Origin of the sequence: Pseudarthrobacter cremeus (assembly GCF_051857465.1) — a bacterium.
Classification (GTDB): domain Bacteria; phylum Actinomycetota; class Actinomycetes; order Actinomycetales; family Micrococcaceae; genus Arthrobacter.
In genome coordinates this window covers 523,489-537,549 of the sequence record NZ_JBPZHC010000001.1, presented here as the reverse complement: position 1 = coordinate 537,549, position 14,061 = coordinate 523,489, and the positions used below count along the sequence as shown (strand labels likewise).

General features: G+C 59.9%; 12 protein-coding genes. 11 read left to right on the top strand and 1 reads right to left on the bottom strand.

Annotated features, from left to right (window positions below; all coding sequences use genetic code 11):
• Window positions 1-122 precede the first annotated feature (122 nt).
• The 9 genes from ACS5PJ_RS02365 to ACS5PJ_RS02325 all read left to right on the top strand — a co-directional run bounded on the left by ACS5PJ_RS02365 (window position 123) and on the right by ACS5PJ_RS02325 (window position 9,891).
• Complete coding sequence (locus tag ACS5PJ_RS02365; RefSeq protein ID WP_439433314.1) at window positions 123-782, top strand: Rv1352/Rv1906c domain-containing protein; 660 nt, start codon at window positions 123-125, stop codon at window positions 780-782.
• 41 nt (window positions 783-823) lie between these two features.
• On the top strand, window positions 824-1,486 hold the full coding sequence (locus ACS5PJ_RS02360) for a DUF4352 domain-containing protein (RefSeq protein ID WP_439433313.1): 663 nt from the start codon (window positions 824-826) through the stop codon (window positions 1,484-1,486).
• A 717-nt stretch (window positions 1,487-2,203) separates the two neighbouring features.
• Window positions 2,204-3,070, top strand: a complete 867-nt coding sequence (locus ACS5PJ_RS02355) for a hypothetical protein (protein WP_439433312.1) — start codon at window positions 2,204-2,206, stop codon at window positions 3,068-3,070.
• Window positions 3,067-4,212: a hypothetical protein gene (locus ACS5PJ_RS02350; RefSeq protein ID WP_439433311.1), complete on the top strand. Its 1,146-nt coding sequence runs from the start codon at window positions 3,067-3,069 to the stop codon at window positions 4,210-4,212. Before ACS5PJ_RS02355 ends, ACS5PJ_RS02350 begins: the two co-directional genes overlap by 4 nt.
• Complete coding sequence (locus ACS5PJ_RS02345; protein ID WP_439433310.1) at window positions 4,209-5,975, top strand: Hsp70 family protein; 1,767 nt, start codon at window positions 4,209-4,211, stop codon at window positions 5,973-5,975. Before ACS5PJ_RS02350 ends, ACS5PJ_RS02345 begins: the two co-directional genes overlap by 4 nt.
• A 1-nt stretch (window position 5,976) precedes the next feature.
• On the top strand, window positions 5,977-7,320 hold the full coding sequence (locus tag ACS5PJ_RS02340) for a hypothetical protein (RefSeq protein ID WP_439433309.1): 1,344 nt from the start codon (window positions 5,977-5,979) through the stop codon (window positions 7,318-7,320).
• 206 nt (window positions 7,321-7,526) lie between these two features.
• Window positions 7,527-8,801 (top strand): hypothetical protein, encoded by a 1,275-nt coding sequence (locus ACS5PJ_RS02335; RefSeq protein ID WP_439433308.1) that lies wholly within the window; start codon window positions 7,527-7,529, stop codon window positions 8,799-8,801.
• A complete protein-coding gene (locus ACS5PJ_RS02330; protein WP_439433307.1) occupies window positions 8,798-9,112 on the top strand; it encodes a hypothetical protein in 315 nt (104 codons plus the stop codon). Before ACS5PJ_RS02335 ends, ACS5PJ_RS02330 begins: the two co-directional genes overlap by 4 nt.
• A gap of 86 nt (window positions 9,113-9,198) precedes the next feature.
• Complete coding sequence (locus ACS5PJ_RS02325; protein ID WP_439433306.1) at window positions 9,199-9,891, top strand: sacsin N-terminal ATP-binding-like domain-containing protein; 693 nt, start codon at window positions 9,199-9,201, stop codon at window positions 9,889-9,891.
• Between the two features lie 33 nt (window positions 9,892-9,924).
• Here the strand turns inward: ACS5PJ_RS02325 and ACS5PJ_RS02320 are convergent, their stop codons facing one another.
• Window positions 9,925-10,065, bottom strand: coding sequence for a hypothetical protein (locus ACS5PJ_RS02320; protein ID WP_439433305.1), 141 nt, complete (start codon window positions 10,063-10,065; stop codon window positions 9,925-9,927).
• Window positions 10,066-10,125: 60 nt separating this feature from the next.
• On the opposite strand from ACS5PJ_RS02320, the gene ACS5PJ_RS02315 reads away from it, so the two are divergent.
• Both ACS5PJ_RS02315 and ACS5PJ_RS02310 read left to right on the top strand, forming a co-directional pair.
• Complete coding sequence (locus ACS5PJ_RS02315; protein WP_439433304.1) at window positions 10,126-13,719, top strand: hypothetical protein; 3,594 nt, start codon at window positions 10,126-10,128, stop codon at window positions 13,717-13,719.
• Window positions 13,712-14,002 (top strand): hypothetical protein, encoded by a 291-nt coding sequence (locus ACS5PJ_RS02310; protein WP_439433303.1) that lies wholly within the window; start codon window positions 13,712-13,714, stop codon window positions 14,000-14,002. The genes ACS5PJ_RS02315 and ACS5PJ_RS02310 overlap by 8 nt, the downstream gene beginning before the upstream one ends.
• Window positions 14,003-14,061: the final 59 nt, after the last annotated feature.

Here is a 14,061-nt window from a genome sequence, read left to right as displayed (position 1 = left end):
ATAGGTTCGTTTTGCAGCCAAGAAGGGATCTTCCGGTGCTGCTGCGGCGGCGGGAAACCGCGTATTGGGGGATCAGTATCCCGTCGCCGCTTAGCGGTACTCCACGAACAGAGGAAGAGGACATGTTGAATACAAACGACGCCGGAACTCCGGCTGCTGGCGGCGCGGACAGCCTTAATGCCGGGGCCCAGCCGGCGGCTGGCCCGAAGCGCAGCCGAAAGAAGCGAATCCTCCAGGCGACGGCCGCCGTCGTCCTTCTTGGAGGAGGCATTGCCTTCGGAACCGTACTCCCTGACCCGAAGACCAGCGATGCCTACACGGCGCTGGCCAGCGAGAAAGCCACCGTCGAGATCGAGCGCGACGCCGCCCTGTCGAGTTACGCGACAACCAAAGGTAAGTACGACACCCTCCTGGGCGGCATCACGGCACGTGAATCGAAAGTTTCCACGCGGGAGACCGAAGTGGGCAAGGCCGACGCGGCGATCAAGACTGCCGAGGCCGCAGTCAAGACCAGGGAAGACGCAGTCACCGGAGCCGAGAAAGCTAAGGCAGCCAACACCGTCAGTGACGGCACCTGGACTGTGGGATCCGACATCGAGCCCGGGACCTACCGGGCCGCGGCCGACGTCGGCTCCTCTTGCTACTGGGGAATTTACGCCAGCGGCAGCAACGGAAGCAACATCATCGACAACGACCTGCCCGGCGGCGGGCGACCCTCGGTAGCGCTGTCCGCCGGCCAGGATTTCAAATCCAGCCGCTGCGGCAAATGGGAAAAGCAATAGCACCCGCAGCACCATCAAACCCACTCTCGAAAGGCATCACCATGACACACCAGAACTTTGATTCATTCCCGACCGTCCCCGTTCCTGCAGCCCCGGCCAAACGCCCGTTTTTCAAGAAGAAGCGCTTCGTAATCCCGGCAGGCGTGCTGTTGCTCGGCGTCGTTATGGGCTCCTGCTCAAGCGGGACCAAGCCGGCTGCGGACTCCAGCCCGATTGCCTCCACCGCAGCGTCTGCGGAAGTAGCCGCGCCGGCCGCCGCTCCTCCTGCCGCCCCGCCAGCGGCAGCACCGCCGGCGTCCGCTCCTGCTGCTCCCGCGGCACCTACGGTCGGCGTTCCGTTCTCCGTGAAGATGCGCAACGGCAACGTCGCCAGGATCACCATCGTGTCCGCTGTCCGCACCGACTCTGTCACCATCGGCGCCTTCGCCACCCCGTCGAAGAACGGCACCTACCTGCTCCTTGAGGTCCTGTGGGAAACGGAATCCGGCAAGACGAGCTCCAACCCGCTCTACTTCTCGGCAAAGGATGCAAACGGGCGTAAGGCAGACATGAGCCTGTTCGCCGACAATCAGCTGGGCTCCGGTGAGATTCTTCCCGGGGACAAAGCGCGGGGAAACATCGCCTTCGATATTGCGCCGGGCGCTGCCACCGTCATGATTTCTGATCCGCTGCTGCAGGAGGCTGCGCGGATCCAGATCCCGTAATTGACCAGTTCTTGGAACCTCTGATGCGCAACTGGTCGGCTCTCTTTGAGGCAGGACACTCACACAAAGAGTCCGATTTGGAAGGTTCTTTAATCGCAGGAGGGGTGACGCGGCGGGTGAGCAACCACTCATGGAGAAGAACAGGAATTGGGGAAGACGAATAGTGCAGCAGGACTACGACTCGGACAGGGGGAAAGATTTGAGTCCTAAAAGCGTAATGGGAGCGTTGCGTATGCGGCGCCACTCCCAGCAGGGATATGATCTCGAACTAATGAAAACGGCTTGCTCAGCTATGGCTGATCGGCGTTGGGGGTTCGTCGAAAGGAAAAGCATGAGTAGGTCCGGGGATCTGCGCGGGCGCCATACGGAGAAAAAGCATTGGGTGCATGGCCTTCGCCGCCCTGTGCCCACTGTTTCTCAACTGTTTACTGGGCAGGTCGAAAGATAGTGGGTTTTTGGCACACCGGCTACATGGAATTTCATGAGCCCACAGGTGAAGGTTCAAGTCCATTTGCGGATCCCAAAGAGGTGACCTTTCCGTGCACGACCTGCGGGGTGGAGTTTTCAACGGCCCGTGATCTGCGCGTACACACTTTTGAGGGCCACCCCGTGCGACGCCCTGTTCTCGTGTTCAACGGGCGGGAATGCGGCAGGAGTCGCCTAACCATCACCAGCGAAACCACCGCAAATGATTGGGTGATACGCACAGCTGACGCTGTGAGTATCAACGGCAAGACAGTTTCTGTCGGAGACGCTGCAGAATTTCTGTCATCTCAGCGGAGCGGTGTTGTGGACGTGACACTTTCGAATCTGGGTGTTGTGGAGACTTTCCAGTTCGAGTTCGCGCTCGCTGATATGGATGATCTTGACGGGGTTGATGCTGCCTTGGCGCGCTTGGTCGACGGGGGCGAGCTGAGTCGCCGGTCTATTGACGACTTCATCATGCGCTGCAAACAACACCGCACTGCAGCCCGGTATCAATCCGGTCTCGCAAACTACCTTTACGGAGTTCTGGCACGCGAGGATGCTGCGGGGGCAGAGGGTTCCGAGCGATCAGGTGAGGGCAGCGGCTATGAGGGCAAATACGATCAGGCTGTCGGAATTTTGAGAAGTTTCGATCGCCCTCCAGCAGAGGCTATATGTGGCATCGTTGCCTTCCACTACAACCAGTTCGAACGCGCCATGACGAAGACCAAGAGCCAGCGCGTTGCGGAAGTGTCCATACGATTTCAGGCGCTCCTCAAAGGGGAAAGCTGGTTGCCCGATGCGCTGTCGCAGTCGCCACACCCGAGCCTGGATGTCGCGCTCAGCGACTCGGTAATCGAACAAGTGCTCAGGTGGTCTGCATTACCACTCGATGGCACAGCAGCCGATGACATGGCTGAGCTGGCTGCCAATATTGGTTCACAGCGACCCTACGACGCGCTTAAGCTCCACCTGGTGGCGGCTGAGCATGCGCTGGCTGTAGGGGACCTCCCTGCAGCGCTGCGACATGCCGAAAGCCTTCGACACAGCCGTCTGAGCGAGAAGTGGTACACAAGTTTTCGACCCCGAGTTCAACGTCAAGGAGTTCTGAGAAAGTGACAACAGACGACGGACCCACTGGAGTTGATCCGGCTGATGGCTCGGGCGCGCCCCTGCCTAGGGAGCCTGCGGCCAAGGACCCGCAAACGCCCAACCGGGATAACAGCAACAAGCGCGAGCGGCCCAAAACGATCCTCGCATTGATGGAATATGCCTATAGCGAAGCTGGACGAAAGCTCAGTTTGTCCCGAAAGGATATATTCGAGCTGTCGGTACGGCCAGAGGATGAGCAAGCAGAAATCGATACTGTTCGGCAATTAGCTGGGAGAGATACGCTATTTGCCGTTCCGCCGAGTTTATTGTCATCACTGGCTGAGCTGGGATCAGAAACGCTTGTGCGTGGCCGGATTCTCGATCTGGTTGTCGTGGCTTTTGCAAGCCACAAACTCTTCGAGGGGCGGATTGAGCGCCTGACGGAACAGCGGCCCCTGGAAATGCTTACGGCTGAAGAAGTCAATCGTGAGGCCCAGCGCATAACATTCAGCGCTTTGGGGCTGAAAGAGGAATCCGAATTCAGCGACGCAAGCCGGGCGCGGCTTCGCTCCAACGCGGTATCCGCTCTGGAGCTCTTCCGCGTCCTTCGCGATCGGTGGACTTCGCGGCAGTTCATCGAGGACATGAGTGCCACTGTCTGGGACGCTCCGGCCCTGCCAAGTGCATATAAGACGGCTGCTCTTCTGGCGACAGCAAGGAACACGGAAGCACTGAGCCAAGTCTCACGGCACTTCGAGCATGTTCTCCGTAACTCGAAGAGGGAAACGGAGAAGGCCATTTCACAAGCACGGGAGCAGGAGCTTCGTGCCATAACGGCCGAGGCTTTGGGAAAGAGACTGGCAGCAGATATAGAGAAGGCAAGAGCAGAGGCCGCGGAGCTGGCGTCCAAAGCCAATGAACTTGAGCTGCGGCTTTCGGTAGAGCGGAGCAACCGCGTGGTCGATAAGAGCCACCACGTTGATGACTATGAGGCGCTCAGAACGCAGGTCATTCGACGGCTCTCTACTCAGTCTGAGCTTTTGGGGGACGGGCTTCATGCCCTTCGCCATGGAAGCACAGGTGTAGCGGAGGAGTTCGTTGACAGGGCACTTACTGCAATTAGTCGTGAGGTCACGCGTCTGAAGGAACTGGATGGGGGAGTGCAATGATTGCAGGTTTTGATTTCGGAACGACTAACAGCCTCGTGTCTGTGGTCGTTGGCGACCGTGTGATTGACGTCTTGGACGATGAAGGCCTGCCGCACCCATCGGTCGTTCGATACGAGGGCGAGGAAGTCGTCGTTGGACGCGAGGCGCGCCACGCGCTTGAGGAAGTCGGCCTCGGCGTCTATGGCAACACAGTGCGCTCACCAAAGTTTCTCCTGGGCGAGGAATCAGTGACTGTCGGAGGGGTCGACCGCAGCCCCGTCGAGATTGTTGCAGATGTCATCCGACACGTCCGTTCAGAATCACTGCGAGGGCGTCAGCGACAAGTGCTGGGCGAGTTGGACCGTGCAGTCGTCACAATTCCAGTGAACATGAACGGCCCGAGACGCGCGGCTCTTCGAGAAGCGTTCGCCCATGCAGGAATCTCTGTAGCCCAGTTTGTTCACGAACCACTTGCAGCCCTCTACGGTTACCTCCGCGGTGCAGCGGACACCGACAGCGAAATCCGCGGCCTGATGCGACGCAACGTACTGGTTGTTGACTGGGGTGGAGGCACCCTCGACCTCACACTTTGCCGAATTGAGCCGGGGCGGATCCTGCAACTCCGCAACGGGGGTACTGACACAGTCGGAGGTGACAAATTCGATGAAGTGATACGTGACGAGGTCGTGGCGCGATTCTCTACGAAGAACGGGATCTCCAAATCGGATCACCCCACGAAGGAGGCACGCCTGAGACTGTTGCAGGATGCCGAACGGAACAAGATTGCGCTCTCGGAGCGACCGAGCATCACTTTCTATCGTCCCGGGTATTTCCCCGACTCCGAAACTACGCTTGAGTACCCACTGACGCGGCAAGAGCTGGCAGCGATTACACGACCTCTTGTGACATCAGGCATCAGGGAGATTGAAGCGCTCCTTGACAGCGTCGGTATGGCCCCCGCTCAGGTCTCACTTTGCCTGGTTGCCGGTGGTATGGCCGCGATGCCAAGCATACGGAGCCGACTACACGAACTGTTCGGGCCTGAACGCGTGCTCGTCCCGGAGAATAGTGCAACGCTTGTTTCGCAGGGAGCGGCACGCATTGCTCATGACTCACAGCGGCTGGTGCTGGCAAAGCCCATTGAGCTGGAAATGGCACGTGGTTCACGCCTTCCACTGTTGAGGGCCGGAACGGCCATGCCGAATAATGGCGAGGTATGTCAAGACAGCTTCCACTTGTACTGCACCGACCCCACCGACGGTCGGGCAAAGTTTTCCATAGTGGCGCCAACTGAGCTTGCTGATCAACCCCAAGCCAGCGATCCGAGAACATCGCTCGGCATGGTAGCCATAGCTGTGGACAAGACAGCACCACCTCTCACCGAGCGGCTGGAACTAGACGTAAAGGTCGACGACAACCTCATCTTGTCAGTTAGCGCTATGTCCAAGCAGCGCGGCGACGAAGCACATGCGTCCTACTTTGATCTTGAGTTTGGCATCGGACTCCCCGGCAGCAATGACCTGGGACCAATTGATATTGCTGACACCGAGGCCTACGTACCCAATGACGGCCTTATCGCACGTGCCAACGTAGCCGATCAACAGGATACGAGGCTCGTTCCTGGAGACGTGCTTTATCAGCATCGGCCTCATGCGTTTTCGAGACTCCCTGGTCCGGACCAAGCGACTGATGAGCAGCTCATCGAGCACCTCTACTACAAGCCCTGTGCCGTCTGTAAGCGTAAGTGGGGCGATCCCGCTTGTAGATGCGCTTCGATAGTCTGAAATGGCTTCTCAGCAAGTCGTTGTATGTGTCCAAGAGGGTGCGGCCGTAGTCGCCGAATTTGTTCGTCGACCGGTCCGGTTAACTCCGGACGGATATGCCGGCATTGTCTACAACGGCGCCGTGTACCCGTTGTTTGCCAACGACGTGGTCGACATTTCCGGAGCATCGTGGGAAGTCGATGACTGCGGCAGGTTCCTTTTCGCAGGAGCTTCTATCCCATACGCGCCGCAACTTAACGACGTCGGTGAGCAGCAGAACTTAGCGGGTTTCCACGGTGAGTGGGAGGTCGAGACCAACCGCTTTGGTCATTACCTTGGCTTTAACGCCCCTGAGCGACTTGCAACGGATGTCGTCGACGCACTCGAAGCCGCAGGTCTTTCGGTCCAGAGGTGGGACGTCAGCCATCGTCCCACACATGAGGGGAAGTTCTACGACTGGTTTGCCCGGCTAAGGTTCAAAGGCAGCCACGAAGAGGTCGTGGCTCAGATCTCCGCCCTCTTTTCGCCTGCCTCAGCCGAGCCAACAACTGCGCCCGCTCCGGCACCTACAGTCTCGCCGCTAGAGGATCTCGCAGCACAGGTCGAGCAATTGGTCGATCTGACGGCCGAACTCAGGGAGCGTCTCAGCACCTCTGAGTCTGAAGCTTCGCTCCTAAGAGAGCGGTTCACTGCGGCCTCATGTCGGGAGTCGAAACTCTCCGACGATTTAGATCGGGCCCTAAATCATCAAAAGGCATTACAAGATCAGCTTGGAGAGCTGAGCCGTGATCCCCGGCAATCTGCTGAAACGAAACTAATCCTGAAACGCCAGGCCGAGACCGAAGAACTTCTCGAGCTGGCGTTCGCGGAGAACTCCGAGCTTCGTAGCAGCCTGGCGAGCTTCCGTGATCAGGCGGAGCAAGGCGACGTACGGATTTTGACACTCGAGGCAACTGCGGTCGGCCTACAAGAACGCCTCCAAGAATTCGGGGAACAGGAGCGAGTGCGGCGTAGAGGTAACGCGACGGCCCGCGCACCTCGTCGTGGTGTTCCTGGATTTCTGGATGTGGCCTTCTCGCGGCTGACCTTTGTTCTCGACAGCGTTGAAATATTGGCCAATCTCGATTCATCAGCGTCTATGATGCGATCGCTGGTGCAGATTGATATGGGCGAGGTTGTGGGCAAGGATTTGGAAGGCATGCGCGGCTGGCGTGAGGTTTCGAAACGGGCCACCGGTGTCGCTGGTAGTGAAGAGATGGGTCGCATTTACTACAAGCCGGATGGCGACCGCGTCCTCGTCAGCGTGCACGTGAAGCAAGACGACAAGGAACAGCGCCGTCACATCGAGAGGCTTCGCTCCATATGAGGACAGGTATTAACTATCCGGCGGACTTGCAGTGGAAAATAGGCGTGGCCGGAGTGGTGCCGCGTGGCGCGCTAAGAGCGGCCGGATCGTGCGGGACACTGATGATGGTGCGGCAGAGGAGCGCTAGGCTCCTCTGCGGCGAACAGAATTGCTGCGTTTGTTGAAAAGGCTCAGGGTTGAGCCTGTGGTTAAGGGGGGAGAGCACAATGGCCGATATTGAAGACGTGACACTGGAGACGCAGCTCGATGACGAGGAGGCCAACGCAGACATTGCGAAGGCGGTCAGTGCCCGTCATTCGATCGCCCGGAAGTACGTCATGAGGATTCGGCGCCGGCGTCCGGAGGCGAGCCCAGCGGAAGTTATCAAGCTGCTTGAGCGTCACTACAGCACATCGATCACCGCTGCAGGGGCTGCTATCGCTGCTGGGTCTATCGCGGCTGAGGTGGGAATTTCGTTGATTCCGGGTGGCGGAGTCGCGGCCGCCGGTCTTAAGACTGCCGGCAAGCAGGCCGCGAAGAAGACTGTTCAGGTAACGGCGAAGGAGGCGGCCAAGGTGGCCGCGAAGAACATGGCCATGGGTGCTGCGAAAAACGGGGCCCAGCGGGTGGCCGCGCTTCTTCCTGCCGGTGATCAGCAGCTTCAATTCGAGATTACGGCAATTTTTGGGCTAGCCCTCGCCGACGTACATGGGATGGACCTCGACCAAGACCAGGCTCATGCTCTGGTTTACGGGCTCACCAATGACTCCGTTAGCCAGCACCAGATCGCGACTATGGCCAAGGACGTCGCGGAAACGTCTCCCGATGGAGTGGTGGGCGTTGGTCACAAATTCGCCGCCGCCAGCGGTGACTGGTCACACTGGGCAACGACGCTGGCAGACACGCTGCCGAGCGGAGCCGCGCAAAGTCTCGTCAGGACCATGCAGACGGGCCAGTTGGATACCGTGCGGGACGCCCTGAGCGGAAAGCAGCAGTCCGCGATCGAATACGGGGTTGGCGCGCTGACGGGAGGAGTCAGCCGGTTCGTTTTCGGCCGGGACGTGGTGGAAGCGGCACGGGCTGCATTCCCTGAGGCTCCGGAGGAGTTCCCTGCACACCTGGCTCTGCAGGACAAGTCCTCCGACGCCGACGACCGGGAGTCGGAGCCCAATCGGGCGCTTGCAGCCCTCGAGGATGCTGCGAAGTCCACAGGAAGCTGGATCACGGGGACGGCCAGCACGGTTGGAGAAGGAGTCGCAACCGGTGCCTCCGCTGTGGGGTCAGGGGTCGCAAGCGCCGCCGCTGCCGTGTCTCGCCCCTTCCGCGCTGTGGACGTTGACGGCGACGGTATCCCCGATGAGCCGCAGGCACTCGCAGCGGTAAAGGGCCTTGGCGGTGCCCTTGCTGGAGCCACCGGCGCAGCGAGTGGAAAGGTCGCTGGTTTGTTCAAGTCCCGTAAGCGGGACATAGCTGACGCGCCGGAGAAGGCGCCTGAGGAATGAACTCAGAGGCCTACAGTGCAGAACTGGCTGCTGCCATGGAGGCTGGCTTTATAAGGAACCGCAATACGGGCGAGCACTGTCACAGCCTTGCGGACGCGTATATGGCTTCTCTGGCCGAGAGTTCCCTACCTGAGGACGTAGAGGAGCGCGAGGAGTACGACCGCCTGGTCGCGTGGTCCCTGGAGAAGAGAGACGTGTCGCGGGGAGAAGTCGTTATGACGTTCAACTACATTCGGGTTAAAGCCGTTCGCGTGGCCATGAAAGTCGCCCAGCGGCGCGGCGAGGTCGGCCAGAACGATTTCCTTTATTGAGCCGCCGGTGATGACGTAGGCGCGGAATTGCACGGTCCTGGCCGGTCCACCCACGCTTTGTTGGAACCATGTGGTGGAATACGTACGTGACTGCGACGACGCCTATACCCGATGACATCCTGGAGCGCATTTGTCGTGAGAACCTCGCTGTGTACCGAGAATCGCAGGGGCGGCTCCAGGAGGACGTCAGCCAAGAGGCGCAAGTCGCGCATGACTATCGTGGGCGTCTTGTGTACGAGCTCCTCCAGAATGCGGATGACGCCCTGACTGGCGTTACGAGGACCGAAGACAGGGCCTTGTTTCGACTCACCGATAAGGAGCTGTGGGTTGCCAACACGGGGCGCCCCTTCACGGAGGCCGATATTCGGGGATTGTGCGGCTTGGGAGCCAGTTCCAAGGCCCAGTCGGACGGCCCAAAGCGTGCCAGCATCGGCCACAAGGGGTTGGGCTTCAAGTCGGTCCTCGAAATCACTGACGGCCCCGAGGCCTACTCAGAGACTGTGAGTTTCCGACTGGGACGGGAGCAAGCGGAAGCGCAGGTGTCTCTGCTATGGAAGGAGTTTGACCGAGGCAAGGTCCGCGGGGTGCCCGCGATGCGGTTTCCCTGGGCGATGGCCGAGGTGAACAAAACTTGGGACGAACTCGGTGCAGCTGGCTATCGCAGCGCCTTTCGATTCCCGTTCCACGAACGCGTCAGCGCCGAACAGAAGGCAGCACTCGCGCAGCAATTATTGAACCTTCCGATGACCAGCGTGCTCTTTCTCAAGCACCTTGAATAGGTGGTCATTGAGGTTGCGACTTCCAGCGAGAAGTCAGACCGTCAGTGGCTCTTGGAAAGGCACCGAGTAACCTCCGCTGGCGTCGAGCGGTGTGTCGGCCTGACCGAGTCGGGCCTCTTCAGAGTCGACTTGGTCAACCGGGAAGGTGAGGGTGACCGCTACTGGGTTGCTCATGACGGCAACGTGCGAATCGGCGACCACCGAGATGGCTTGACCGGGCCCGCATGGGAAGGCGTGGACGTCACCGAAGTGTCAGTCGCAGTCCGGGATGCCGAGGACCCCAAGATCGAGAGCGAAGACCGCCGGTTTCACGTCTTCCTGCCCACACAGGAGCCCTCATCCTGCTCGCTGCTGGTAAACGGCGCCTTTACGACGGACCTTTCCCGCCAGCACGTTCAAGTTACCCAAACCCCGTCGAACTACAACGGGTATCTCGTGCGCCGCGCTGCCGAGACATTCGTGCAGACGCTTATTCCTCACCTCCTTGTCGAAGGTGGCCCACGTTACGTCCTGCGAGTTCTGGATCGAGACGAAAGTGCCGCCGGGTCGGCCGGCGGATTTCTCACCGATGCGATTGCTAAGGCGCTGGCGGGTGCCCGCTTCCTGCCATCAGGACCGAATGAACTCGCCCTCAATGAGGCGGTTTTTCCTTCGAGCGTTCTCGGCGCGGCGGGGCCTGACTTCGTTGACCTGCTCAAGGCGGACTGCGTTGTGAGCGGCAGACAATTCCCGGATTCCGAGTTCTGTGAAGGTTCGCTTGCCAAAGTGTGTGCGGCCTATGGGTCAGTGGAACTGAGCCCAATTAACTCCCTACGTGCTCTAGCGCACAACCTTGATACGGGGAAGGCAGCCTTCAGATCGGGTCCCGACTCTCGTTATCGGGTTGACCCCGTGCTTGATCTCTGCGCGCTCCTTTGGGAACGATGTGACGCAGCGGACCGCCAGGCCTTGGAGGAGGGGTCCCGGCTGGAACCAGTCTTCCCCGTCGGTGAGAACGACGATGGCACCGTTAGACGGATAGCCCTGGGAGCTGAGAGCGCTTTTTATCCGCCGCGCTCTTCCGCAGAAGAACTTCCCCTTCGTAAGTTGCAGTTCCTCGCACACGGGGTCTGTTGGGGCATTCTCGGCAGGACCGAACAGAGGTCCGTTCTTGAGCGCCAGATGAGGGCCTGGGACGCACTCTTCGACATCAAGGAGTTCCGCTTTGAGGAAGTCATGCGCGCCGCAGTCCTTCCAGGACTGACGCGCACGGCCTCAGCCGATGCCGAGTTGCGTGAGTCAAACCGCACGATCGAAGCACTCGCCACGATCTGTCGTTTGGCCGGAAAAACCACCAAACCCGATCACCCTCTCCCGATGGGCCGGCTTGGTTCGGATCGAGCGTTTTTCAATCTCAGCCGCCTAGATGTTCCGTGTCGAGCCGATGCCAGCGGGGAGTTGACATGGGCTCCGGCCTATCAGGTGTACTTCGGGAGCGATTGGGTTGGAGAGGATTCGGTCGAGAAGATCGTCGAAGCAATGGCCGCTGCGGGCGAGGTCATGCAATTAAGATTCCTTGCGTCGCCCGACGTATTGGCTGAGTTTTCGTCCAGCATCGGCGTCAAGGTGGAAGGCGACGCGAATGACGCGACAGCAGATCCCGACGAGGGAGAAGTCGACCTCGATGACGACACGGACGAAGCACTTGAGACAACCGTCGACGATCGGTGGCGCAACTTTTTCGCCTGGCTCGGCGTCAGCCGAGGTTTGAGACTGATCCACTTTCACGACGTCGATGACAGCGGGACCGGGTGGACAACCACGAAGGGTCTCGGCCTCCCCGGTGGCTGGGCATTCTCCGGTCTGGACGATATATGGTCCGGATACAAATCAGACCTCATCGGCGACCTTTCCTCTGATCCACGGTGGGAGTCGACAGATCATTATCTTTACAACGTTCACAACCTTGATCGGCTCGACGAGATCGCCGAAGTCGCCCTCCGCAGGGACACCAACGTGGCAGAGAAGTTGCTCGAGCACCTCGTTCGCAACTGGAACACCTACGCTCGCCACACCCGGGCCGAGCTGGCATTCATCCGAGCCGGCAAACAACCCTCGTCAAGGACCGCTCCTCCGCGAGCCACGACGGACGAACTCGTCGCTGCGGGCCCTGATCTGTGGCTCTACCGACTTCGTCAGCATGCGATATGCCCCACAAGCCACGGTCCCCGTCGCCCAAACCAAACGTGGCGTCGATCCGAGGAGCTCATTCGTCGTTTGGGCCGCAGTCGGCGGGATGCCGAGGAGTACCTTCCTGTCCTCAAACAGCCGACAGGGGTGCCCGCCTCGACACTCCGCGCTTGCCTCGACGAACTGCAAGTCCGTGGCGAGCTGACTCCGGCTGCGTTCAATGCTGAAGATGCACAGGGTCTCTGCCTACGCATCTCCGACATCTATTCGTCGGGCATTACCGACCAGGCGCTGCGCTTGGAACTGCGCCCAATATACCGCCAGATGTTCGAACTCCTAGTCGGCAGCACGGGAAACGGTGAGGCGCCCCTGGCTAAAACCCCGCTTGCTGCGCGCACTGCGGCCGGGTACGAATTCCTCGCAGCCCAACAGGTTGTGTACGCGTCGGTATCCGGTAGCCGAGAACGGAGCGGTGTGCAGGACAAGGTGCCGTTATTTGTTCTTGAGGCCGAGCCGGGAGCGCTTCGTCCGCTCCGTGAGCTCTTCGGAACCCCACTCCTTGAGAGCGCGTTGGACTGGTCGGTAATGCCGGGCGAGACTGCTCTTGAAGCATCCGGCGTCGCCACTTTCCGCCAGGGACTCCGGGAGCTGGTCCCACCGCTACTCGCTCGCCTCAGTGCCGATCGGCCTGACCGAAGTAAGGCCGACCAACAGGCCTTGACTGAATTCGCTGAGAGCTTGGAACCCGTGGAGTCGCTCAAGCTGAGCTGTTCCTTCCGAGGGCAGAAACTCGGCCAGATTCCGCAGCGGACGTACTACGTGCGGCGCTCCTGGGACGTAGGATTCCAAGGTTTCGCCGTATGGTCCGGCCGTGCGTGGCCTCCGGTGGCCGAGGACGCTCACACCTTGGCAATGGCGCTTGCAGAAACCTTGGAAGTCAACACTGTCGAGACGTTCTTGTCGTTCATCAACGCCAACCCCGCGCAGCGGCAGCAACTGCTCGATCTGGCCGGTGCCGCGGAGAGGCTGGAGGAGGTACAGCGAGATCTTGCCGATTCCGGAGATGACGCGTATCCGGCCGATCAGCTGGCAGACCGCCCAGAAGGCAACAAGCTCGACACGACAGACGGCGAGTCAACGGAAGCGGACCCCGGGCACGCAGACCGAACACCTCCCGCTGCGACCCGTGCCGCCCCGCGTATCCCGCTTCACCGCTATGAGGACCTCCTGATAGACGGAGAAGTCATCCGTATCGAGGGATCCGGTGCCGGACGCGAGACCGCAGGAAGCAGCAGTCAAGCCGAAGCCGCAGGTGACGGACACGGCGCCCCAGGTGATGGCTCTTCAGGCGCGCCCAGGGCAGCCGCCGGCACCGACCTCAACGAACTTGACGGACTTGGCATGCGCATAACCTTCGCATTTGAAAAGCGACGATTCGTCGGGCAGAAGACAGTCGTACTACCAGGAGAGACGCCCTCTGAAAATGCGGACGTGCTCATCGTCGACGTCAGCTCACCGGAGAAGATCGCAGCGGTTATTGAACAGTCCATCGTGGTCGAGCAAGTGTTCGACCAGCTCGCTGAGCAAGGCATCAGCGAGCTCTACCCCGGCTTCGACGTCCTGACCATCAAGGGGGGGGTCAATCGATCGAATGATTGAACTGAAGTCCTCCGGAGTCGACGCACAAGTTCAAGCAATGAGTTGGAACGAGTGGAAGACAGCAGGGGGCGAACTAAGAAGTCATTTTTGGCTCTACCTCGTCGGCAATCTTCGCGCCGATCTCGAAAATGCCCCACCCTTCGTGAGGGCCGTTCAGGACCCATTCGGGACACTCGCCTCATCAAAGTCGGAAGACGTCATACGCAAGCGGACCGTTCAACTCCGAGTACGCGAGTTCGCCGCTGCAGATCAACTCACCCTGGAGATGCGACATGAGTGTTAGCGGCCATGAAAAACTGCCCATAGGCGGCCACGAAAATGCCCGCTGGCGGCCAGCAGAAC